This window comes from Burkholderia sp. LMG 13014 (assembly GCF_905232215.1).
In the GTDB taxonomy this organism is placed as follows: domain Bacteria; phylum Pseudomonadota; class Gammaproteobacteria; order Burkholderiales; family Burkholderiaceae; genus Burkholderia.
This window is the reverse complement of record NZ_CAJNKE010000032.1, coordinates 1-21,968: the sequence shown is the minus strand read 5'-3', so window position 1 is coordinate 21,968 and position 21,968 is coordinate 1. Positions and strand designations below refer to the sequence as shown.

Here is a 21,968-nt window from a genome sequence, read left to right as displayed (position 1 = left end):
CACTGCAACGAAACATGGGCAAGGAAGTCGCGCTGAACGCCTTCACGATCGATCGACGGTCCGGGTTGCCTGCCCGCAGGCTTGGGGCGGTATTCGGGCGATCAATCGCATCGCTATCCCGACCTGCGGTATCGGCTCGCGTTCGCGACGACGTTCACGCGCGAGCTGTTCGACGGCCCGTTCATTGCCGATGTGCCCGGCGTGTACGCCGTCCACCACGTGCGCTTTCGCGCGTCTGCACCGGCAGCCGTCACCGCTGCCGATATGGCGCACGCGGCGCCGCTTCATTCCTGACGAGGTAAATCGATGAGTCATCCAGCAAGCACCGCGCAGGCACTGCCTGCGCAGCATGCCGTGCCGCAGGCGAGCGGCCTGCGGCGCAACTACCTGAGCCTGCCTGAACTGATCGCGCAGTCGATCGGCCTCGTCGGCGTGTCGGGCGGGATCGGCGTGCTGATCCCCGCCGTCTTCGCGACGGCCGGCAACGGCACGTGGCTCGCGTACCTGTTCGCGATCGTCGCGCTGTTGTTCGCGTCGTGGAGCATCTCGGTGTTCGCGCGCGACTCGGCGTCGCCGGGTGCGCTGTATGCGTACGTGTCGGCCGGCATCGGGCCCGTCTGGGGCGCGATCTGCGGCTGGTCGCTGCTGATCGCGTATGCGGTGGCCGCCGCGGGCATCCTGGAGGGGACGATCAACACCTTTCTCGTGCTGGGCCGCGAGACCGGGCTGCTCGGCAGCGCGACGCCGCTCGGCGCGGTGCTCGGGCTCACGGTCCTCACCGCGTTCGCCGCGTGGTACATCGCGTTTCGCGACATCCGGCTGTCCACGCGCTTCACGCTGTTCGTTGAACTCGCGACGCTGCTGCTGATTGCCATTGTCGTGATCGGGACGATCGCGTTCGGCGGGCATCCGGTCGACCGCGCGCAATTGACGCTCGAAGGCGTGAAGCCGACGCAGCTGCAGCTCGGCATGGTGCTCGCGTTTTTCAGCTTCACGGGGTTCGAAAGCGCGACCGTGCTCGGCGCCGAGGCGCGCGACCCGTTCCGCGCGATTCCGCGCGCGGTGCTGATCAGCGTGGTCGGGCCGGCGATCCTGTTCGTGATCGGCGCGTACGGGATGGTGAGCGCGTTTCACGGGCAGACGCCGCCACTCGATCAGGTCGACGGCCCGCTCGCGGTGCTCGCGCATCGGCTCGGGGCCGGCTGGGTCGGCGTGCTGATCGACGCGGGCGTGGCATTGAGTTTCTTCGCGGCGTTCTTCTCGTCGATCAATGCGGCGGCGCGGATCGTCTATACGTTCGGGCGGCAGGGCGTGCTGCATGCGTCGACGGGCCAAGCGCACGAGCGGAATGCGACACCGCACGTCGCGGTGGCGCTGATCACGGTGCTGGCGCTGGCCACGGCGCTGGTGTTCACTGCGCGCGGCACCGCGTTGCTCGATTCGTATGGCTATCTCAGCTCGATCGCGACGTATGGCTGGCTGCTTGCATACGTGCTCGTGGCGATCGGTGCGCCGCTTTATCTGCGCCGGCAGCGCCGGCTGCGCGCACGGCACGTGGCGATCAGTGTCGTCGCGGTCGTGCTGCTCGCGATTCCGCTGGCCGGCAGCGTGTATCCGGTGCCGGCGGGCGTCTATGCGTGGCTGCCTTATGTATTCGTCGCGCTGCTGGCGATCGGGCTCGGGTGGTTCCTGGTGCTGCGCGTCCGGTTTCCGGAGCGGTTGCGCGAGCTGGAGGCCGAGCTGCTGACGAAGTGACGGTACCGTGCTGACGGCGGGTTGCTCGCGTTCCGGCCGGTCGGCGACGTTGCCGGCCGGCCAGCCGCTTCCGCTTCAGGGGCTCGCTCGCGGCCGTTACGCGACCCCGGCCATCTTCGACGCATCGACCACCATCTGCACGCCGAGTCCACCCAGAATGAGCCCCATCGCCCAGCGCTGTGCGAGCAGCAGCGTCGGGCGCCCGTGCAGGAACTTCGCGATGCTGCTCGAACAGATCGCCACCAGCCCGTTCGCGGAAGCGAACGCGGCGATCAGCAGCGAACCGAGAAACAGCGATTGCCCGAGCACGCTGCCGTTCCCGTAGTCGATGAATTGCGGCAGCAAGGAAATGAACAGCATCGCGAGCTTCGGGTTCAGCACGCTGGTCGTCGCGCCCATCGCGAGCAGCCGAAGCGGCCGCTCGCTCGGCAGCGCCTGCACTTCGAACGGCGAACGGCCGCCGGGCCTGACGGCCTGCCACGCCAGATACAACAGGTACGCCGCGCCGACGACAGCCAGCCCGCTGCCCGCATAGGGCACGCTCATGAACAGCGTCGTGATGCCGAACGCCGCGCCGAACATGTAGAACAGGTACCCGATCATCACGCCGCCGAGTGAAATGAGCCCCGCCGTGCGTCCTTGCGCGATCGAGCGCGACATCACATAGACCATGTTCGGCCCGGGCGTGACCGCGAGCATGCCGCCGATGACGAGAAATCCGTAGAGCGATCCGGAGGTGTGCATATCTGATGATTCCTGCAACGAGTGAGGGCTGACGGGAATCATTGTCTGACCGTGGAGGGGAACAGTAAAACGGGATAAACTGAATTGATTGATCAGTTTTTCTGAAGACGATGAAAAAGCTCGACCTCGATGTACTCGCGATGGTGGTGGCCGTTGCCGAATCCGGATCGTTCGCGCAGGGCGCGCAGGTGGTGCACCGGTCGCCGTCGGCGGTGAGCATGCAGATCAAGGCGCTGGAAGATGCGCTCGGCAAGCCGCTGTTCATCCGCGACACGCGCAACGTGACGCCGACCGACGACGGCATGATGCTCGCCGAGTACGGCCGCCGGATGCTGGCGATGCGCGACGAGGCATGGGCGTCGGTCGTGCGTCCGGAGATCCGCGGCCGCGTGACGATCGGCGTGCCCGACGATTACATTTCGTCGCTGCTGCCGCAGGTGCTCGGCAAGTTCGCCGCGAGGCATCCGCGCGTGGAAGTGCGCGTGATCGGCCAGCCGAGCAGCGCGCTGGTGCCGATGCTGAAGGACAACACGGTCGATCTCGCCTGCCTCACGCGGATCAAGGGCGTGACCGGCGAGCTGATCCGGCTCGAACCGCTCGTCTGGACCGGGTCGTCGAAACGTAACGTATGGGAGGAACGGCCGCTGCCGGTGGCGTTTTTCACGTACGGCGGCAGCATGGCGCGCGATCGGGCGGTCAAGGCGCTGAACCGGCGGAAGATCCCGTACCGGATGTCATACGAAAGCCCGAGCCACCTCGGCCTCCTCAGCATGGTGGAGGCCGGGCTCGCGGTTGCGCCGCTGGCGCGCTGCTGCGTTCCCGATCATCTCGTGCAGCTGTCGGAAAGCCACGGGCTGCCACCGCTCGGTGAAATGGAGGTCGTGCTTGCGCGCAGCGCGCAGTCCGCGCGCCCGCCGTGCGACTACCTGGCCGAGCAGATTCTCGGCGAATGGCGCACCTGAGCGGCCCGCCGGCGGCCGCGTTTCAGCACGACTTCAGCAGCCATTCGCGGAACGCGACGAGCGACGGCAGCGTCTCGTTCCCCGGCGGGTAGACGAGATAGTAGCTGCGCTGGCTGGTGATCGCGTCGCCGATCGACACGAGCTCGTTGCGGCTCAGCTCGTCTTCCACCAGCACTTTCGGCACCAGCCCGATTCCCATGCCGGCCCGCACGGCCTGGATCAGGTGCGACGTCAGCTCGAAGCTCGGGCCGATGCGCATCTGGCGATGGTCGAGACGATAGTGCGAGAACCATTCCGCCCACGCCTGCTGGTTGCTCGTCACGCCGAGCAGCGTCTGCTTCGCGGCCCACGCCGGCGAATGCGCGTCGGCCTTGCGGCGGCTGCCGGTCTCCGGGGGCGCGATCGCGATCAGGAACTCGTTGTACAGCCGGTGCGCGTGCAGGCCCGGCCAGTCGCCCGCGCCGACGGTAATGGCCGCATCGAGGTCGTCGTTGAGGAAATCGATGGCGCCGATCCGCGAGTGAAGGTGCACGGTCACGCCCGGATGCGCGGCGTAGAAGTCGTGCAGGTGCGGCAGCAGCCATTTCGAGCCGAACGTCGGCAGCGTCGCGAGCCGCAGCGTGCCGGCGCCCGCCTGGTGGGACATCGCCTGCAGCGTCGCGCCGCGGATGCGCCCCAGTGCGCCGCTCAGCTCGGTGAAGTAGCGCCGCCCGACTTCGGTCAGCTTGACCGAGCGGCCCTCGCGCCGGAACAGCGGCACGCCGAGCTGGTCCTCCAGCGTCTGGACTTGCCGGCTGATCGCGCTCTGGCTCAGCGACAGCTCTTCGGCCGCGCGCGTGTAACTTTCGTGTCGCGCGGCGGCCTCGAACACGAGCAGCAGCGACATCGACGGGGTGAGGCGACGGTAATTCATGAGTTTTATGCAATATTCGCCGGATGAGAATTCGTTTGTTTCTCACGGAAGTTCCAAAGATACTGGAATTCCCGGTCGCGTGGAAACTTGCTAAAAAATCATGTTTCGGCCACGCGAACCGGCCGGCTCCACCCACACTGCGCTTTTACCCCATGTCGATCGCCTCGTTGCCCCGTCCCGCCAGCCCGCCCGCGCATGCGTACCGTGACTTTCTCGCCGCGCTGCAGGCTGCCGGATTCGCCGGGGAAATCCGCGCCGACCATGCGAACCGGACGGTGCAGGCCACCGATAACTCGATCTACCAGCGTCTGCCGCAAGCGGTGATCTGTCCCGCGCATGCGGACGATGTCCGGCTGCTGGCGCGGCTGCTCGCCGAGCCCGCGCATCGCGACGTCGCGGTGGCCGCGCGCGGCGGCGGCACGGGCACCAACGGGCAGTCGCTGACCGACGGCGTGGTCGTCGACCTGTCGCGCAACATGAACCGGATCCTCGAAATCGACGTCGAGCAGCGCTGGGTGCGCGTGCAGGCGGGCGTCGTCAAGGATCAGCTCAATGCGGCGCTGAAGCCGCACGGGCTGTTTTTCGCGCCGGAACTGTCGACGTCGAACCGCGCGACCGTCGGCGGGATGATCAACACCGACGCGAGCGGGCAGGGCAGCTGCACGTACGGCAAGACGCGTGACCACGTGCTCGAGCTCGATTTCGTGCTGATGGGCGGCGAGCATCTGCACAGCGACGCGCTCGCGGACGACGAACTGGAGCGCCGCTGCGCGCGGCAGGACCGCATCGGCAAGGTCTACCGTACCGCGCGGCGCATCAGCGACGACAAGGCGGCGCTGATCGAGGCGAAGTTTCCGAAGCTCAATCGCTGCCTGACCGGCTATGACCTCGCGCACCTGCGCGAACCCGACGGCCGCTTCAACCTGAACAGCGTGCTGTGCGGCGCGGAAGGCTCGCTCGGCTTCGTCGTCGAGGCGAAGCTCAACGTGCTGCCGATCCCGAAGTATTCGGTGCTGGTCAACGTGCGCTACGCGGGCTTCATGGACGCGCTGCGCGACGCGCGCGCGCTGCTCGCGCTCGAGCCGCTGTCGATCGAGACGGTCGACTCGAAGGTGCTGATGCTGGCGATGAAGGATTTCGTGTGGAGCAGCGTGGCCGAGTATTTTCCGCAGGACGACGCTCGGCCGACGCTCGGCATCAACCTGATCGAATTCAGCGGCGACGACGCGGATGACGTCGACGCGCGCGTGCGCGCGTTCGTCGACCATCTGCGCAACGATACGAGCGTGGAGCGCCTGGGCCACACGCTCGCGGCCGGTGACGACGCGGTGAAGCGCGTGTATGCGATGCGCAAGCGCGCGGTCGGCCTGCTCGGCAACGTGCAGGGCGAGGCGCGCCCGCAGCCGTTCGTCGAGGACACGGCGGTGCCGCCGGAGAACCTCGCCGCGTACATCGCCGAATTCCGCGCGCTGCTCGACGGCCACGGGCTGCAATACGGGATGTTCGGGCACGTCGATGCGGGCGTGCTGCACGTGCGGCCGGCGCTCGACATGAAGGACCCGAAGCAGGCCGCGCTGGTGCGGCCCGTGTCGGATGCGGTGGCCGAGCTCACGCAGCGCCACGGCGGCCTGTTGTGGGGCGAGCACGGCAAGGGCGTGCGCTCCGAATATGCGCCGGCGTTTTTCGGCGAGCTGTATCCGTCGCTGCAGCAACTGAAGGCCGCGTTCGATCCGCACAACCAGTTCAACCCGGGCAAGATCGCGACGCCGCCGGACACCACGATGCGGCTGCTGAAGATCGACGAAGTGCCGACGCGCGGCGATCACGACCGGCAGATCGACGAGCGCGTGTGGCAGAGCTACGGCACCGCGATGCACTGCAACGGCAACGGCGCGTGCTACAACTTCGATCCGGACGACGCGATGTGTCCGTCGTGGAAGGCGACGCGCGAGCGCGTGCAATCGCCGAAGGGGCGGGCGTCGCTGATGCGCGAATGGCTGCGCCTGCAAGGGCAGGCTGGCGTCGACGTCGTCGCGGCGGCGCGCGCGCGGCAGCCGTTCCTGAGTGGTCTTGCCACGCGCTGGCGCAACAGCCGCGCAGCGCGCAACGGCGAAGCCGACTTCTCGCACGAGGTGTACGACGCGATGGCCGGGTGCCTCGCGTGCAAGTCGTGCGCGGGGCAGTGCCCGGTGAAGGTGAACGTGCCGGAGTTCCGCTCGCGCTTCCTTGAGCTGTATCACCAGCGTTACCTGCGGCCGCTGCGCGACTACCTGATCGGCTCGCTCGAATTCACGATGCCGTGGATGGCGCGGGTGCCCGCGCTGTACAACGGGCTGATGCGCTCGGGATGGGTGCGCACGGTGCTGGAGCGGCATGTCGGCATGGTCGACAGCCCGCTGCTGAGCCGCTTCGATCTCGCGGCCGTGATCCGTCAATGGCAGGTGAAGCCGGCGGACCCGCAGGCACTCGCCGCGCTGAGCGACGCGCAGCGCGCACGCAGCGTTGTCATCGTGCAGGACACGTTCACGCGCTATTTCGATACCGAACAACTGGCGACGCTGATCGAGCTGGCGGCGCGCACGGGCTTTCAGGTGTGGCTCGCGCCGCTTGCGCCGAACGGCAAGGCGCTGCATGTGCAGGGCTTTCTGCGCGCGTTCGAGCAGGCGGCGATCCGCAATGCGACGCAACTGGCCGCGCTGGAGCGCTCGGGTGTCTCACTGGTCGGCCTCGATCCGGCGATGACGCTCACGTATCGGCAGGAATACCTGAAGGTGACGGGGCTCGCCGATGTGCCGAAGGTCGCGTTGCCGCAGGAATGGCTGCTGCACGCGCTGCCGGAAGCGGGTACGGCAGAGGGGGCTGGCGGCGTGCCGGCGTCGTACCGGTTGCTGCCGCACTGCACCGAGAAGACCAATGCGCCCGACAGCGGCAAGCAATGGGCGCAGGTGTTCGCGCGACGCGGGCTGCGTTTGCAGGTTCAGGCGACCGGGTGCTGCGGGATGTCGGGCACCTACGGGCACGAGGCGCGCAATCTCGAGACGTCGAAGACGATCTATGCGCAGTCGTGGGCCGCGCAGGTCGATGCGGCGGACGCGGAAGGCGAGGCGCTGGCGACCGGGTATTCGTGCCGCAGCCAGGTGAAGCGGATGTCGTCGAAGCAGGTGCGCCACCCGTTGCAGGCGCTGCTCGATCACGTGCGGGCGGCGGGGTGACGATCGGGTGAATCGTCCGTCGTCGCCGGCATGCGGCTGCGGGCTGGCGGCGCATTCACGTCGAGCCTTGATTTTCCGGCGTCTGCGGGAGGGGGAACGTTCGCCACGGCTTCGGACGCCGCCCCGCGGCCGGCCACCTCATCGCCGGTTCCTCGCTTCGTCCGCCATCGAGCACCATCGCTCCAGCGGATGCCGGGCGAGCAGCGCGGCGCAATGAATGGCAAGCGCCGGCAGGCGGAGCAGGAAACCCTTCCATCGATCGGCCATCGTCTTCTCCGGTGTTCCGTTTGCGAAGCGGGCGATGTGTGTCGCCCGCGCCCTCTATAGTCCGAGCGCCGTTTTCACCGTGGCGAGCCCGTTCCTGCCGTCGAAACTCGTGACGCCGTCGAGCCAGCCATCCAGCACGTCGGGATGCTGCCGGAGGTACGCCCTTGCCGCGTCGTCCGGCCGCGTCTTGTTCATCACGTCGAGCATCAAGCGGTTTTCCATGTCGGTCGTAAAGCGCAGGTTCGAGACCAGCCGCCCGGCATTCGGACAGCGTTGCGCGAAGCCGTTGGCCGTCAGCGTATACACCCTCGCTTCCCCATAGTTCGGGCCGAACGACGCGTCGCCACCGGCGAGATACTGGATCGGCACCTGGATATTCATCGGGTGCGGCGCCCAGCCGATGAATACCACCCACTTCTTTTCGCGGACCGCGCGCTGGACGGTGACCAGCATGCCGGCTTCGCTCGATTCGACGAGCTTGAACCCGCGCAGGCCGTGCTCGTTGTTGTCGATCATCCGCTGAATCGTGGCATTCGCGCTGCTGCCCGGTTCGATGCCATAGATCTTGCCGTCGAGTTCGGCGCGATGTTTCGCGATGTCGTCGAACGACCGGAGCCCGCCCTGGTACGCGTAGTCGACCGTGGCGAGCGTTTCTTTCGCGCCGGACAGGTTCGGCGGTTCGAGCTTGACGAACGCATGCGAATCGAGGAACGGCTGGATCTGCTTGTCCTGAATGGGCCACCAGTAGCCGAGCGACACGTCGATCTGCCGGCTTTTCAGTCCGGCGAACGAGATCGGCACGGACGACAGCGTCGTCGTCGGGCGATAGCCGAGGCTCTCGAACAGCAGCGACGCGAGTGCCGTGGTGACCGTGATGTCGGTCCAGCCGATGTTCGAGAGCCGCACCGGTCGACACGCTGCGTCGTCTTGCGCGGAAGCCATGCCGGGCAGCGACGACGCGATGACCAGTGTTGTCAGCATGCGAGCCATTCTGGATTTCATGATCGGGCCGGGAGAAAGGGGTGAGGGGGCAAGGGTTTCGAAAGGCACCCAGGTTCACGCGTGAAAAGTGGAACCACGCATGCACACCATGCTAGCGAAGCCGCCGCAACGGGAAACCGGCAATTGCGACATCAAGTTATGAAAATCGGCCGGCTCGTGACGCTGCCGCGCATGCGGTGGTCCAGCCCAAGTTTTTTTGGGGCAAATGGCTTTTTTTTCATCGTTTGCGAAGGCCATGGCCGATGCGTAACTTCAGTACCGAAGCGCAACTTGCCGAATCGAAAATCCCGTCCCCCTTTCAGGAGCATGCAATGAGCGAATGTCTCGCGCAGCAGGACCTCGAGATCGCCGGCCGTGCATTCAATGCGAAGGACGTCGCCGCCTCGTCGACGCTGAATGCGAAGTGCTACACGGACCCGAAGTACTTTGACGCGGAAATGGACGCCGTTTTCCGCCGGTCGTGGCAGTGGGTGTGTCATGCGGAAAAGGTGCGCGAGCCGGGCGCCTACTATGTGGCCGACGTGGCCGGCCGGAGCATCGCCGTGGTGCGCGACCGGGCCGGCGGCCTGCGCGCGTTCTACAACGTCTGCAAGCACCGCGCGCATCACCTGCTTGCCGGCGAAGGCAAGGCACGCGTGATCACGTGCCCTTATCACGCGTGGAGCTACAACCTCGATGGCGGCTTGCGCCAGGCGCCGATGACGGAGACGCTGGTCGACTTCAGGAAAGAGGAGATCTGCCTGTCGCAAGTGCAGGTCGAAGAATTCTGCGGGTTCGTGTACGTGAACATGGACCCGGCTGCCGCATCGCTCGCGTCGCAAAGCGGGGAGCTGAAAGCCGAGATCGACCGGTTTGCACCGGACGTCGGCACGCTGACGTTTGCGCGCCGTCTGCAGTTCGATATCCGGTCGAACTGGAAGAACGTCGTCGACAACTTTCTCGAGTGCTACCACTGCCCGACCGCGCACAAGGATTTCGTGAGCCTGCTCCAGTTCGACACCTACAAGGTGACGACGCACGGGATCTACTCGAGCCACATGGCGAAAGGCGGAAATACCGGCAACACGGCCTACAGCGTGGAAGGCGCAACCTGCGACGACCACGCGGTGTGGTGGGTCTGGCCCAACACGTGCCTGCTGCGCTATCCGGGCCGCGCGAACTTTCTCGTGCTGAACATCATCCCGGTGGCGCCCGATCGCACGATCGAGACCTACGACTTCTACTTCGAATCCGCCGAGCCGACGCCACAGGAGATCGAGGCGATCAACTACATCCGCGACGTGCTGCAGCAGGAGGACATCGACCTGGTCGAGAGCGTGCAGCGCGGCATGAGCACGCCCGCGTTCGAAAGCGGCCGGATCGTGAGCGATCCGCTGCAATCGGGCATGAGCGAGCACGCGCTTCATCACTTCCACGGGCTGGTGCTGAAGGCCTATCAGGATGCACTGAAGTAACGCGTTCGCGCCATGCCGTCGCGCGCCGGCGCATCGCCGGACCGATGGCGGCGCGCTCGAATCGTCTTGCGAACACCGGTGTGTCGCGGCACACGCGAACGCGATCGCGGCGCCACCGGCCAACCTGCACAGAATCAAGGTCATCTCCATGTCGAACAGCATCATCATCACGTGTGCGGTAACGGGCGGCATCCACACGCCCACCATGTCGCCCCACCTGCCCATCACGCCCGCGCAGATCGCGGCGGAATCGATCGCGGCGGCCGAAGCCGGCGCATCGATCATCCATCTGCATGCGCGTGACCCGGAAACCGGGCGGCCGACGCCCGACCCGAAAGTGTTCATGCAGTTCCTGCCCGTCATCAAGGCGAACAGCGACGCGATCATCAACGTGTCGACCGGCGGCGGCCTCGGCATGACGCTCGAGCAGCGTCTCGAAGCGGCACTCGTCGCGAAGCCCGAGATGGCGTCGCTCAACTGCGGGTCGCTCAATTTCGGCATCTTCCCGATGCTGCAGAAACACGCCGAATGGCAGCACGACTGGGAGCCCGCGTTCCTCGACATGACGCGCGATTTCGTGTTCAAGAACACGTTCAAGGACATCGAATACACGCTGCGCGAACTCGGCGAGACGCACGGGACGCGTTTCGAGTTCGAGTGCTACGACCTCGGCCACCTGTACAACCTCGCGTATTTCGTCGACCAGGGGCTGCTGAAGCCGCCGTTCTTCATCCAGATGATCTTCGGGATCCTCGGCGGGATGGGCGCCGATACGGACAACCTGAGCCATCTGCACAGCATCGCGCAACGCCTGTTCGGCGACGGGTTCGAATGGTCCGTCCTCGCGGCCGGGCGCAACCAGATGAAATTCGCGACGCAGTCGGCCGTCATGGGCGGGAACGTGCGCGTCGGGCTCGAGGACAACCTGTACATCGATCGCGGCCAGCTGGCGGCGTCGAACGCCGATCAGGTCCGCAAGATCCGGCGCATCGTCGAGGAACTCGGCTTCAAGGTCGCGACGCCCGCCGAAGCTCGCGCGCGGCTGGGCCTGAAGGGCCGCGACCAGGTCGGGTTCTGACCGCGGTCGAACATCTTTCCGGAATTCCGGATCTCAAACAGGTCGATTAGTCATGCAAACGATGAACCTGATCAATGGTGAGCGGGTAGCGGGCGACGGGGAAGCGTTTCCGGTCGTCAACCCGGCGACGGGCGACACCGTCGTCACGATGCGCGACGCGTCGGCCGAGCAGGTCGATGCGGCCGTCGCGGCGGCGGCCGCGGCATTCCCGTCGTGGTCCGCGACGCCGCCGGGCGCACGCGCGGCCAGCCTGCTGGCGCTGGCCGATGCGATCGAGGAACGCGCGGACGAGTTCGCGGCGCTCGAATCGCTGAACTGCGGCAAGCCGTTGCACGCGGTGAAGGCGGACGAGCTTCCGCTGACCGTCGACGTGTTTCGTTTCATGGCCGGCGCGGCGCGTTGCGTGTCCGCATCCAGCGCGGGCGAGTACGTGGCCGGGTTCACGTCGATGATCCGGCGTGACGCGGTCGGCGTGGTGGGATCGATCGCGCCGTGGAACTATCCGCTGATGATGGCGGCGTGGAAACTGGCGCCGGCGCTGGCAGCCGGCTGCCCGGTCGTGCTGAAGCCGTCGGAGCTCACGCCGCTGACGTCGCTGCGTGTCGCGGAACTGGCGGCCGACATCTTTCCGCGCGGTGTCGTCAACGTGGTCGTCGGCCGCGGCGCGACGACGGGCGATGCGCTGATCAACCATCGTCAGCTCGATCTCGTGTCGCTGACCGGCGGCCCCGCAACGGCGAGCCGGATTCTCGAGGCATCGTCGCGCAAGCTGATGCATACGCACATGGAGCTGGGCGGGAAAGCGCCGGTCATCGTGTTCGACGACGCGAACCTGGACGCGGCCGTCGAAGGCATTCGTGGCGCGGCGTTCTTCAATGCCGGGCAGGATTGCGCGCAGCCTTGCCGGCTCTATGTCGAGGACAGGATCTACGACACCTTCGTCGCGGATCTGGCGAATCGGGTCGCGTCGATCCGGCTCGGCGCACCGGACGATTCGCGTACTGAAATGGGGCCGGTGATCTCCGAAAGCCATCGCCGTCGCATTGCCGGCTTCGTGGACCGCGCGCGTGACCTGCGCCACGTGGAGATCGTGACCGGCGGGCGTGAAGTCGCCGGCGGCGGCCACTTCTACGAGCCGACGATCATCGCGCATGCACGACAGGACGACGAGATCGTCCAGCGCGAGGTGTTCGGCCCGGTCATTTCCATCACGCGGTTCAGCGGCGCGGAACAGGCGATCCATCACGCGAACGACAGCGCCTATGGTCTCGCGTCGTCGATCTGGACGCGCGACGTGGGAAAGGCGATGACGGTTGCATCACGCCTGCGTTGCGGCATCACGTGGATCAACGCGCATGGCGTGGCCACCGCCGAAATGCCGCACGGCGGCATGAAGGCTTCCGGATACGGGAGCGACATGTCCGTCTACGCACTCGAGAACTACACGACGGTGCGGCACGTACAGATCGCACACGTGTAGCGGACGATTTTCGGCGAGCGGGTATCGCTAGGCCGATGGACTGGCGACTACCCGGCATCCACTCTGCAGAGGCAACGATGATGCAACATCAAAGCGGTGCGCTGGACCGGCAAGTGCTGATCGTGCGGGCGGTGGCCGACGAGGCCAACGGTATCCGCAGCTACGAACTGGCCAGGGAAGACGATGCGGACCTGCCGGCCTATGAACCGGGCGCGCACGTGGCCGTCCACCTCGAAAACGGCATCACCCGACAGTATTCGCTTTACGACGAAGCGGGGGTCCGGAACACCTACCGGATCGCCGTACTGAAGGATCCGGCAAGCCGTGGCGGCTCGCGCTTTCTCCATGACGAGGTGAGCGTCGGCGCGCAGGTGCGGATCAGCGGGCCGTTCAACCATTTTCCGATGGTGGCCGGCGCGACGTCCTCGCTGCTGATCGCTGGCGGCATCGGGATCACGCCGATCCTGTCGATGGCATATCGCATGTTCGGCGAAGGGCAGCCGTTCGCGCTGCACTACTGCGCGCGGCGCGAGCAGGACGCGGCGTTCGTCGATCTCCTGCGGCGCGGTGTGCCGTTCGCGGCGCACGTGCACCTGCATTTCGACGGCGGCGATCCAGGCAAGGGGCTCGACGTCCGGTCGCTCCTGTCCGACGTGACGGAAGGTCGCCATCTCTATTGCTGCGGCCCCGGCGGCCTGATGAACGCGGTGGAAGCCGCGGCATCGCACTGGCCGGCGGGAACCGTGCATTTCGAGCGCTTCGCTGCCGAGACGGTCGACACGGCGGCGAACACGGCGTTCCGGATCCATCTGTGCAAAGCCGGCCTGGACCTGGACGTGCCCGCCGACAAGAGCGTGCTTCAGGTGTTGAAGCAGGCCGGATTCGACATCAGCACGGTTTGTGAACAGGGCGTGTGCGGCGCATGCCTGACCGACGTGGTCGACGGCGTGCCGGAGCATCGCGACCACATCCTGACCGACGACGAGAAGCGCGCGAACGACGTGATGGCGGTGTGTTGTTCCCGGTCGAAATCGCCTCGACTGGTGCTGGACCTGTAACGACTCCCGGCGGGCGGAGATCGACCGCCCGTCTCCCGATACTCGAATTCTGGATGGAAGATCACGATGAGCACGCTGCATGACCTGCCTCATGGCATCGAAGTCGTTGGCATTCTCGGCGCCGGCACGATCGGCGCAAGCTGGACCGCGCTGTTTCTGGCGGCCGGGCTGGAGGTCGACGTATACGATCCGTCGCCGGAAGGGGAGGCGTTCGTTCGCGACTATGTGCGTCACGCGTGGCCGAGCCTGGAGCGGCTGGGGTTGGCGCGGCGGGGCGACCCGGGACGGCTGCGCTTCGTGGCGACGCCCGAGGAAGCCGTGGCCCGCGCGCAGTTCGTGCAGGAAAGCGTGCCGGAGCGGATCGACGTCAAGCACGCGCTGTACCGGCGCATCGAGGATCATCTCGATCCCCGCGCGATCGTCTGCTCCAGCGCATCGGGCCTGCTGGTGAAGGAAATGCAGGCGGGCTGGAAGAATCCGGGGCGGTTCATCCTCGGGCATCCGTTCAATCCACCCCATCTGATTCCGCTGGTCGAACTGCTGGGCAACGAGAAGACCGAGCCCGGCGTGCTGGAGCTCGCCGAACAGTTCTATGCCGCATGCGGAAAGATCACGATCCGGGTCAACAAGGAAGTGCCGGGCCACGTCGCGAACCGGCTGCAGGCGGCACTGTGGCGGGAAGCGATCCATCTGGTGGTCGAAGGGGTCGCGACGGTCGGCGACGTGGACAAGGCCGTCTCTGCCGGCCCGGGCCTGCGATGGTCGGTCATGGGGCCGCACATGCTGTTCAACCTCGGCAGCGGCGGCCATGGGCTCGGCGTCTTCTGCGAGCGTTTTGCGCCGTCGTTCCATCGCTGGTGGGACGATCTCGGCCATCCGACGCTCGATCCGGAGACGATCCGGATGCTGGTCGACGGCGTGAAGGCGGAAGAAGACGGCCGGCAATTCCACGACCTGGCGGCGGAGCGCGACCGCAAGATCGTCGAAGCGAGCAAGGCGATCATGGAGGCGGCGTACCCGACCCGCGCGATCGATGTGGTGGGCGAGCGCAAGGTCGCGGCCCGATGAAACCCGCCGGGCGCCGGTCAGGACGCCGCTGCCCGGCATACGTTGACGACACGTCGAAGGAAGGCGCCAGATGCACGCGGAACTCGTGGTCCATGAAGGGCAGGTACGCGCGGAGTGGATCGACTACAACGGGCATATGAACGACGCGTGCTACGTGCGCGTGTTCAGCGAGTCGATCGACCGGTGGCTGGACGGCATCGGGATGGACGACGCATTCAGGTCCCGCGAGCGGGTGTCGGTCTATACGCTGCAGACGGTCGTTCATTACCTGAAGGAAATCGGCACGGGTGCGCCGTTCGTCGTCACGGCCCGCGTGCTCGAGCACGACAGCAAGAAATGTCGGGTTTTCCTGACCATGCGGCACCCGATCGACACCGAACACTTTGCTACGATGGAAGCCCTTTTGCTGCACGTGGACATGACGCTTCGGCGCAGCACGGCGTTTCGCGCGCAGATCCTGGCGCGGCTCGACGCGCTGCTCGCGGTGCAACGAGATACTCCCTGGCCGGTGCAGGCGGGTCGAGGCATTTCACTGGTGAAAGCGCAGTGATGTTCGCGTCGACCAACCTGCGCGGCCCAGGCGGCAACGCGCGTTGCGCCGGTCCGGCGGCCCGCCCGCTTCGACGCGCCGCAATACGACCGACTTCCGTCCCGAGAGAAGCCCCCGACATGGTTAGCCGCTTGAAGCACCTCCCGCCGCTGTCGTATCTCACCGCGTTCGAGGCAGCGGCCCGGCACGAAAGTTTCACGAGTGCCGCCGAGGAACTGTGCGTGACGCAGAGCGCGATCAGCCGGCAGATCCGGCTGCTCGAGGAAACGCTGGGCTGCGCGTTGTTCGTGCGGTCTCACAAGGCGGTATCGCTCACCGACGGCGGGCGGAAGTTTCAGCGGACCGTCAATGCGGCGCTGGATCTGCTCGCGGCCGCCGCCTACGAGTTGCGCGTGCAGGCGTCCACGTCGACGGTCACGGTGTCGGCGGATCTGGCGATCGCATCGCACTGGCTGATTCCGCGGCTGCCGAAGTTCCGGGCCGAGCATCCGGAGATCATCATTCACGTCGATGCGTCGGACGAGGACACGCGAAACATCCGGGAAGGCGCGGACCTGGCGATCCAGTTCGGCGATGGCTACTGGCCGGCCTGCAACGCGCGGTTCCTGCTCGAGGAAGAGATCTTCCCGGTGTGTACGCCGGCGTATCTGGCACGACTCGCGCCGATGGAACACACGCAGGATCTGCTGCGCGCGACGCTGATCCATCTCGAGACGCGTCATTGGGACTGGATGGACTGGGCCACCTGGTTCGCGCATCACGACATCGCGTTGGCCGAGCCGCGGCAGGATCTCTACATCAACAACTATCCGGCGGTCCTGCAGGCTGCAATGGGCGGGCAGGGCATCGCGATGGGGTGGCGTTATCTGGCCGACGACATGCTGGCGACCGGCGTGCTGGTGCGGCCGATCGAGACCTCGGTGCGGACCGGCCGCGGGTTTTATCTGCTGCACCCGAGCGATACCTTGTTGAGCCCGGAGGCGCGGATATTCTGCGACTGGATCGTCGGGCAATGCGCGCAATAGGGGCGGCCGGCGGCGGGTGTAAGCGGGTGCCGTCCGGCAGGCATGATGCCGGTTGAATAGAGGTTGAGAGGATCGATGCGATGAAATCGACATTCAGTCATTTCGGATTCCTGATATTGGAAAAGTATTCGATGATTGCGCTGACGAGTGCGATCGAGGCACTGCGAATGGCCAACCAGCTGCTCGGCCTCACCCGCTACGAATGGACCATTTACTCGGTCGACGAAACGGCGATCCGCGCCAGCAACGGCATCGTCGCGGGGCCGGCGTGCCCGCTGGACCTCGCGGCGAGCCTGCCCGACGTGATGTTCGTCTGCGGCGGATGGGACGTACGGGACGCCGTGGACGAAGGGACGAAACGACTGCTCCGGACCCTGGCCGGGCGCGGGGTCGCGGTGGGCGGGCTGTGCACGGGGGCCTATGCGCTGATGGCCAGCGGCCTGCTCGACGGGTATCGCTGCGCGGTTCACTGGGAAGTGCTGTCTGGGCTGCATGCCGAGTTTCCGGACGTCCGCTTCGTCGACGAACTCTTCGCCATCGACCGCGACCGCCTCACCTGCACCGGTGGCACGGCACCGCTGGACCTGATGCTGCACCTGATTGCGTCGGATCTCGGCCCATCGATGGCTCGACACATCTCGGAGCAATTCTCGATCGAGCGCGTCAGGGCCGTGTCCGATCCCCAGCCGATTCCGGTCGCGTCACGCGTGGGCTTTTCGCGCGAGGAACTGATCGAGACGGTGCGGCTGATGGAGGCGAATCTCGAGGAGCCGCTCACCGTGCCGGATCTGGCCCGGCTGACAGGCGTATCGATGCGCCACTTGCAGCGCGTCTTCAGGGAAGCACTGGACGTGACGCCGCACGAGTACTACGTCGGCCTCCGGTTGAAGCAGGCGCGGAAACTGATCCGCTACTCGAACATGTCGATCGCGAACGTCACGAAGACCTGCGGATTCCAGAGCGTCACGCATTTCAGCAAGGCCTTTCGCACTTTTTTCGGACACGCACCGAGTCACGAACGCCGGGCCCGCGAATCGGCCGGTGCACTGGCCTGAACCCGATCATTTCAACGACGCAACGCGAGGTAACACCATGAATCGAACTGGTATGGCGGCACTGGTCGCCGCGCTGTGCATGTCCGCGGCGGCACCTTCCGCCGGCGCGGCCGAGCCGGCGGCCTGCAGAAACGTGCGAATGGCCGATGTCGGCTGGAGCGACATCGCGGCGACGACCGGGCTGGCCACCACGATGCTGTCCGCGCTGGGCTACAACCCGTCGAAGACCATCGCATCGGTGCCGATCACGTTTGCCGGGGTCAAGAGCAAGCAGATCGACATTTTCCTCGGCTACTGGTCGCCGTCGATGGACCCGATCATCGCGCCGTTCGTCAAGAGCGGCTCGATCAAGGTCCTTCCCGAGCCGAACCTGAAAGGCGCGAAATTCACGCTGGCGGTGCCGGACTACGTGTATCAGGCGGGGCTCAGGACGTTCGCGGATCTGCCGAAATACGCGGACAAGCTGCAGAACCGCATCTACGGGATCGAACCGGGGAACGACGGCAACCAGCTGATCGGCAAGATGATCCGGGAGAACAAGGACGGGATCGGCAAGTTCAAGCTGGTCGAGTCGAGCGAGGCGGGCATGCTCGTCGAGCTCAACCGGGCCGTTCGCGACAAGCAGTGGATCGTGTTTCTTGCATGGGAGCCTCATCCGATGAATGCGCAATACAAGATCAATTACCTGTCCGGCGGCGATGACGTGTTCGGCCCGAACTATGGCGAGGCCAAGGTGTTCACGGTCGAGCCGCCGGATTACGAGGCGCGGTGCCCGAATGTCGCGAAGTTCGCGTCGAACCTGCACTTCACGACCGAGCTCGAGAATCATTTGATGATTCCGATCATGAACCATCAGGATCCGAACCAGGCAGCGACGGAATGGCTGAAACGGAACACGCCGATGCTGGACAAGTGGCTGGCCGGCGTCACGACGTTCGATGGCAAGCCGGCGCTGCCGGCAGTGAAAGCGTACCTCGCTGCGCACTAGCGGGGGTTCGACGGCGGCAGGCGAGTGTGCGGCGCGGCGCGGAGGGGCGGTTTCGCGTCTTCCGCGCGGCAGGGTGCGACGGTGTAGTCGCAGGATCGCGATCGACGCGAATGGCGGTGCCGGGCATGCTGCGGCGACACGCCATCAGGTGAAGCGCCGCGGTTACCTGGCGCTGGCGACAGCCAACGGCCATCGGCGCGGAACAATATGTCCGCAGCTTACGACTCGTCGTCGCGGGTCGTTTCGGAACGTGATTTTTCCACCGCGGGAAACGTGCCGCCGCCGCGCGGCCGTTTCGGTTCGATCCGCATCTGCCGGATCACGCGCCGGAAATCGATCTCGTGCGCGGCCATCGTGCCGATCAGTTTCGCGATCACCGCGAGATGGGATGGCACCGTGCCCTTGCTCGAATAGTTCGTGATCGAACTTTCATTCATCCGGATCAGGCGGGCGAACTCGCGCGCCGTCAACTGCGCTTTCTTCAACTCCTGTTGGAATTCCGCATACGCCATTGCACACATGATGCTTCGTCTCCGTGAATCAGAATTCGGTCCGCGCGGCGCCGGCGCCGACGGGTGGCGTTCCCGTCGTGCCGGCGCCGCGGCGGGTTACATCTTTACCTGGTCGACGAAGGTCTTCTTGCCGCTCTTGTAGCCGTAGATCGAGATGATCCCGTGCGTCAGGTCGCCCTTCGAATCGAACGTCGTCGTGCCGATCACACCGTCGTACTTCGTTGCCGGCATCGCGGCGAGGATCTTCGCCGGGTCAGTCGAGTTCGCGCGCTTCATCGCGTCGACCGCGATGTAGACCGCGTCATACGCGAACGGCGCATCGAACTTGATGCCCTGGTTGAAGCGCTTCTGGTACTTCGCGAGGAAGTCCGCGCCGCCCGGCATCTTCTCGAGCGCCGCGCCTGCCTGCGAGCACGTCACGTTGTCGGCCGCCGGGCCGGCCAGGTCGGCCAGCGAGTCGGTGCACACGCCGTCGCCGGACAGGATCTTCGCGCGCAGGCCGAGCTGCTTCGCCTGCTTCGCGAGCGGGCCGCCGGTCGCGTCCATGCCGCCGTACATGATCGCGTCCGGGTTCTCGCCCTTGACCTTCGTCAGAATCGCGCGGAAGTCGACCGCCTTGTCGTTGGTCGCGTCGTGCGACAGCACCTTCAGGCCGAGCGCCTTCGCCTTCTTCTCGAACTCGTTCGCGAGACCCTGGCCGTACGCGGTCGAATCGTCGATCACCGCGACGCTCTTCACGCCCTTCGACTGCGCGTAGCTCGCGAGCGCCGGACCTTGCTGCGCGTCGGTCGCGACCACGCGGTAGGTCGTCTTGAAGCCTTGCTGCGTGTAGGTGGGGTTCGTGGCCGACGGCGAGATCTGCACGATGCCCGCGTCGCTGTAGATCTTCGAGGCCGGGATCGACGTGCCCGAGTTCAGGTGGCCGATGACCGCGACGACCTTGTCGTCGACGAGCTTCTGCGCGACCTGCGTGGCCTGGCGCGGGTCGGCCGCGTCATCCTGCGCGTCGAGTTGCAGCGTGATCTTCTTGCCGCCGATCGTGAGCCCCTTCGCATTGATTTCCTCGACCGCGAGGCGCGCGCCGTTCTCGTTGTCCTTGCCGAGGTGCGAGATGCCGCCCGTCGTCGGCTCGACGCTGCCGATCTTCACGACCTGGTCGGCCATTGCGCTCGACGCGGCCGCAAACGCGGCGGCAGCCAGTGCGACGGTGATAAGGGGTTTGCAGCGCATGCCGACAGTGCTTCGTTCCATCTGCCATCTCCGAATTGAATGATCTTTCTATTGACGTCTCGACCGGCCGACGGCGAGGTCGGGGCGATCGGACGAGTCTCCATACCCATCATGGGCTTCACTTGCATCGCGTCCTGGCCTTCGACGTGCCGCCCGGGTGAGCGGGCGAATCGGGGCCTGATACGGTGCAATTCGTGTGAATATATATGAAGCCGATTTTGCGCGCTGCGGCGAATCGTGTCGCGGGGCGGTCGCGGCACGGCCGGCGCCCGGATTTCGAAGGGGCAGGATGCCGGAAATCGTGCGCCGCAGCAGGCCGCAGGCTGCGATTCGCTGTCGACGGCCTTACGGCCGCATCCATTATTCGGCCGGTGGCCGGGACGAAGCCATGGACACTGAGGCGCGGTCAATCCGGAACTGCTCGGTCGATTTGTCTGCACAGTTTGGACGATTTCGATTGCGCATCCGGTGGCATGGCCATGCTTCATCGGGATCGATGTCCTCGTATAACGCAACTAACGGTCAAGTCCGGCAGTCTCGGCGAACGGGCGCGAAGGCGACCGCCCGCGCCACACAATCGGTTTCGCAGAGGCCGGGGTTCATCCCGAACGGCGTGCTGGCGGATCGCCGGGTCGATATTTCCGGTCGATGCGACTGCGATCCTAGGAACGTCCGCGCAACGCCACGAAGATCACGCCGGCAATCGCCAGCAGGCCGCCGCATACCGTCTCGATACCGGGCCGCTCGCCCGTGAGCGCCATCGACAGGACCGTCGCGACCGCCGGCGTCAGATAGAGGAAGTTGGCGGCGCGTGCCGCGCCGAAGTAGCCGAGCGCGAATGTCCAGGTCGCATAGCCCAGCGCGGCGGGGAAGATGCCGAGCATCAGGACGGCCAGCGTCGTGCCGCGCGACCCGTTGCCCAGCGCCACGAGCGCGCCCGGCAGCCACGGCGTGAGCAGCAGCGCGCCGGCCAGCAGCGTGTAGGCGGTGCAGGCGAGTGCGCCGTACACCGGAATCAGCCGCCGCTGCAGCACGAAATAGCTGGCCGAGCACAGGGCCGCGCCGAGGATCAGCGTGCTGCCCGCGCCCAGGACGAGGCCGCCCGGCTGTCCGCGCGCGATCACCGCGATGCCGGCGAGGCTGACCAGCGAGCCGAGCCAGCCCCAGCGATTGAAGCGCTCGCCGAGAAACACCGCGGCCAGCAGCGCGGTGAAGATCGGCAGGGTGTTGACGATGAAGCTTGCGGCGCCGGCCGAGACGGTCTGCTCGCCGGTATTGAGCAGCGCGTTATAGAGCGCGATGCCGAGAAAGCCGCACAGCAGGAAGCGTAGCGCGTCGCCCCGTGTCGGCACGCGCGGCCGCCGCGCGATCAGCCACGCGATGATCAGCACGGCCGCGGTGGCGAAGCGCGCCGCCGCGAGCTGCAGCGGGGTCAGGCCATGCAGGCCGATCCGGATGAAGGGGAAAGCGGACGCCCACGAAACGATCGTGAAAGCGACCGCGCCGGCCGCGATCAGCGGCTGCCGCGCATGGCGCGACGACGGGGTGGAGAGCGTGTTCATGCGGCAATGATGCGATGTGGCGAGATGCTAAGCTAGCGCACAGATCAGCACGC

General features: G+C 66.1%; 20 protein-coding genes. 13 read left to right on the top strand and 7 right to left on the bottom strand.

All coding sequences use genetic code 11. From position 1 onward, the window contains the following. The first annotated feature begins 81 nt into the window (after window positions 1–81). Both JYJ84_RS06810 and JYJ84_RS06805 read left to right on the top strand, forming a co-directional pair. On the top strand, window positions 82–294 hold the full coding sequence (locus tag JYJ84_RS06810; RefSeq protein ID WP_122950207.1) for a hypothetical protein: 213 nt from the start codon (window positions 82–84) through the stop codon (window positions 292–294). Between the two features lie 12 nt (window positions 295–306). After that, complete coding sequence (locus JYJ84_RS06805; RefSeq protein WP_122950206.1) at window positions 307–1,755, top strand: APC family permease; 1,449 nt, start codon at window positions 307–309, stop codon at window positions 1,753–1,755. Between the two features lie 96 nt (window positions 1,756–1,851). On the opposite strand, the gene JYJ84_RS06800 is transcribed toward JYJ84_RS06805, so the two are convergent. Further along, window positions 1,852–2,499, bottom strand: a complete 648-nt coding sequence (locus JYJ84_RS06800; protein ID WP_122950205.1) for a LysE family translocator — start codon at window positions 2,497–2,499, stop codon at window positions 1,852–1,854. 110 nt (window positions 2,500–2,609) lie between these two features. On the opposite strand from JYJ84_RS06800, the gene JYJ84_RS06795 reads away from it, so the two are divergent. Continuing rightward, entirely contained in the window at window positions 2,610–3,461 is an 852-nt protein-coding gene (locus JYJ84_RS06795) for a LysR substrate-binding domain-containing protein (protein ID WP_122950204.1), read from the top strand. A gap of 22 nt (window positions 3,462–3,483) precedes the next feature. Here JYJ84_RS06795 and JYJ84_RS06790 read toward each other — a convergent pair whose 3' ends face one another. Beyond that, on the bottom strand, window positions 3,484–4,374 hold the full coding sequence (locus tag JYJ84_RS06790; protein WP_122950203.1) for a LysR substrate-binding domain-containing protein: 891 nt from the start codon (window positions 4,372–4,374) through the stop codon (window positions 3,484–3,486). A gap of 152 nt (window positions 4,375–4,526) precedes the next feature. On the opposite strand from JYJ84_RS06790, the gene JYJ84_RS06785 reads away from it, so the two are divergent. Continuing rightward, entirely contained in the window at window positions 4,527–7,586 is a 3,060-nt protein-coding gene (locus JYJ84_RS06785) for an FAD-binding and (Fe-S)-binding domain-containing protein (protein ID WP_175223305.1), read from the top strand. A gap of 138 nt (window positions 7,587–7,724) precedes the next feature. Here the strand turns inward: JYJ84_RS06785 and JYJ84_RS38230 are convergent, their stop codons facing one another. Further along, complete coding sequence (locus tag JYJ84_RS38230; RefSeq protein ID WP_265343102.1) at window positions 7,725–7,853, bottom strand: hypothetical protein; 129 nt, start codon at window positions 7,851–7,853, stop codon at window positions 7,725–7,727. Window positions 7,854–7,907: 54 nt separating this feature from the next. Then, a complete protein-coding gene (locus JYJ84_RS06780; RefSeq protein WP_122950201.1) occupies window positions 7,908–8,855 on the bottom strand; it encodes a choline ABC transporter substrate-binding protein in 948 nt (315 codons plus the stop codon). 311 nt (window positions 8,856–9,166) lie between these two features. On the opposite strand from JYJ84_RS06780, the gene JYJ84_RS06775 reads away from it, so the two are divergent. From JYJ84_RS06775 to JYJ84_RS06735, 9 genes are all read left to right on the top strand, one after another. Then, entirely contained in the window at window positions 9,167–10,309 is a 1,143-nt protein-coding gene (locus tag JYJ84_RS06775) for an SRPBCC family protein (RefSeq protein WP_175223306.1), read from the top strand. 148 nt (window positions 10,310–10,457) lie between these two features. Then, window positions 10,458–11,387 carry a 3-keto-5-aminohexanoate cleavage protein gene (locus JYJ84_RS06770; protein WP_122950199.1) on the top strand — a complete coding sequence of 310 codons (930 nt, stop codon included), beginning with the start codon at window positions 10,458–10,460 and terminating at the stop codon, window positions 11,385–11,387. A gap of 52 nt (window positions 11,388–11,439) precedes the next feature. Further along, window positions 11,440–12,867 carry a gamma-aminobutyraldehyde dehydrogenase gene (locus JYJ84_RS06765; RefSeq protein WP_175223307.1) on the top strand — a complete coding sequence of 476 codons (1,428 nt, stop codon included), beginning with the start codon at window positions 11,440–11,442 and terminating at the stop codon, window positions 12,865–12,867. A gap of 77 nt (window positions 12,868–12,944) precedes the next feature. Further along, a complete protein-coding gene (locus JYJ84_RS06760) occupies window positions 12,945–13,925 on the top strand; it encodes a PDR/VanB family oxidoreductase (RefSeq protein ID WP_236027659.1) in 981 nt (326 codons plus the stop codon). Between the two features lie 66 nt (window positions 13,926–13,991). Beyond that, a complete protein-coding gene (locus JYJ84_RS06755) occupies window positions 13,992–14,993 on the top strand; it encodes a 3-hydroxyacyl-CoA dehydrogenase NAD-binding domain-containing protein (protein ID WP_122950197.1) in 1,002 nt (333 codons plus the stop codon). Between the two features lie 70 nt (window positions 14,994–15,063). Continuing rightward, window positions 15,064–15,543 (top strand): thioesterase family protein, encoded by a 480-nt coding sequence (locus tag JYJ84_RS06750; protein WP_122950196.1) that lies wholly within the window; start codon window positions 15,064–15,066, stop codon window positions 15,541–15,543. A gap of 119 nt (window positions 15,544–15,662) precedes the next feature. Further along, window positions 15,663–16,568: a LysR substrate-binding domain-containing protein gene (locus tag JYJ84_RS06745; RefSeq protein ID WP_175223308.1), complete on the top strand. Its 906-nt coding sequence runs from the start codon at window positions 15,663–15,665 to the stop codon at window positions 16,566–16,568. 80 nt (window positions 16,569–16,648) lie between these two features. Further along, window positions 16,649–17,623 carry a GlxA family transcriptional regulator gene (locus JYJ84_RS06740; protein WP_175223309.1) on the top strand — a complete coding sequence of 325 codons (975 nt, stop codon included), beginning with the start codon at window positions 16,649–16,651 and terminating at the stop codon, window positions 17,621–17,623. A gap of 79 nt (window positions 17,624–17,702) precedes the next feature. Next, window positions 17,703–18,611 (top strand): choline ABC transporter substrate-binding protein, encoded by a 909-nt coding sequence (locus JYJ84_RS06735; RefSeq protein ID WP_374102090.1) that lies wholly within the window; start codon window positions 17,703–17,705, stop codon window positions 18,609–18,611. A gap of 218 nt (window positions 18,612–18,829) precedes the next feature. On the opposite strand, the gene JYJ84_RS06730 is transcribed toward JYJ84_RS06735, so the two are convergent. From JYJ84_RS06730 to JYJ84_RS06720, 3 genes are all read right to left on the bottom strand, one after another. After that, window positions 18,830–19,132, bottom strand: a complete 303-nt coding sequence (locus JYJ84_RS06730) for an XRE family transcriptional regulator (RefSeq protein ID WP_122950192.1) — start codon at window positions 19,130–19,132, stop codon at window positions 18,830–18,832. 87 nt (window positions 19,133–19,219) lie between these two features. Next, complete coding sequence (locus tag JYJ84_RS06725; RefSeq protein WP_175223311.1) at window positions 19,220–20,374, bottom strand: branched-chain amino acid ABC transporter substrate-binding protein; 1,155 nt, start codon at window positions 20,372–20,374, stop codon at window positions 19,220–19,222. A 641-nt stretch (window positions 20,375–21,015) separates the two neighbouring features. Further along, a complete protein-coding gene (locus JYJ84_RS06720) occupies window positions 21,016–21,915 on the bottom strand; it encodes a DMT family transporter (RefSeq protein ID WP_175223312.1) in 900 nt (299 codons plus the stop codon). Window positions 21,916–21,968: the final 53 nt, after the last annotated feature.

Coding starts and splice junctions, on each gene's coding strand:
- JYJ84_RS06780 (WP_122950201.1), bottom strand. CDS start 8,855: ATGAAATCCAGAATGGCTCGCATGCTGACAACACTGGTCATCGCGTCG.
- JYJ84_RS06740 (WP_175223309.1), top strand. CDS start 16,649: ATGAAATCGACATTCAGTCATTTCGGATTCCTGATATTGGAAAAGTAT.
- JYJ84_RS06805 (WP_122950206.1), top strand. CDS start 307: ATGAGTCATCCAGCAAGCACCGCGCAGGCACTGCCTGCGCAGCATGCC.
- JYJ84_RS06770 (WP_122950199.1), top strand. CDS start 10,458: ATGTCGAACAGCATCATCATCACGTGTGCGGTAACGGGCGGCATCCAC.
- JYJ84_RS06790 (WP_122950203.1), bottom strand. CDS start 4,374: ATGAATTACCGTCGCCTCACCCCGTCGATGTCGCTGCTGCTCGTGTTC.
- JYJ84_RS06725 (WP_175223311.1), bottom strand. CDS start 20,374: ATGGAACGAAGCACTGTCGGCATGCGCTGCAAACCCCTTATCACCGTC.
- JYJ84_RS06795 (WP_122950204.1), top strand. CDS start 2,610: ATGAAAAAGCTCGACCTCGATGTACTCGCGATGGTGGTGGCCGTTGCC.
- JYJ84_RS06800 (WP_122950205.1), bottom strand. CDS start 2,499: ATGCACACCTCCGGATCGCTCTACGGATTTCTCGTCATCGGCGGCATG.
- JYJ84_RS06750 (WP_122950196.1), top strand. CDS start 15,064: ATGCACGCGGAACTCGTGGTCCATGAAGGGCAGGTACGCGCGGAGTGG.
- JYJ84_RS06755 (WP_122950197.1), top strand. CDS start 13,992: ATGAGCACGCTGCATGACCTGCCTCATGGCATCGAAGTCGTTGGCATT.
- JYJ84_RS06760 (WP_236027659.1), top strand. CDS start 12,945: ATGATGCAACATCAAAGCGGTGCGCTGGACCGGCAAGTGCTGATCGTG.
- JYJ84_RS06735 (WP_374102090.1), top strand. CDS start 17,703: ATGTCCGCGGCGGCACCTTCCGCCGGCGCGGCCGAGCCGGCGGCCTGC.
- JYJ84_RS38230 (WP_265343102.1), bottom strand. CDS start 7,853: ATGGCCGATCGATGGAAGGGTTTCCTGCTCCGCCTGCCGGCGCTTGCC.
- JYJ84_RS06775 (WP_175223306.1), top strand. CDS start 9,167: ATGAGCGAATGTCTCGCGCAGCAGGACCTCGAGATCGCCGGCCGTGCA.
- JYJ84_RS06720 (WP_175223312.1), bottom strand. CDS start 21,915: ATGAACACGCTCTCCACCCCGTCGTCGCGCCATGCGCGGCAGCCGCTG.
- JYJ84_RS06745 (WP_175223308.1), top strand. CDS start 15,663: ATGGTTAGCCGCTTGAAGCACCTCCCGCCGCTGTCGTATCTCACCGCG.
- JYJ84_RS06785 (WP_175223305.1), top strand. CDS start 4,527: ATGTCGATCGCCTCGTTGCCCCGTCCCGCCAGCCCGCCCGCGCATGCG.
- JYJ84_RS06765 (WP_175223307.1), top strand. CDS start 11,440: ATGCAAACGATGAACCTGATCAATGGTGAGCGGGTAGCGGGCGACGGG.
- JYJ84_RS06730 (WP_122950192.1), bottom strand. CDS start 19,132: ATGTGTGCAATGGCGTATGCGGAATTCCAACAGGAGTTGAAGAAAGCG.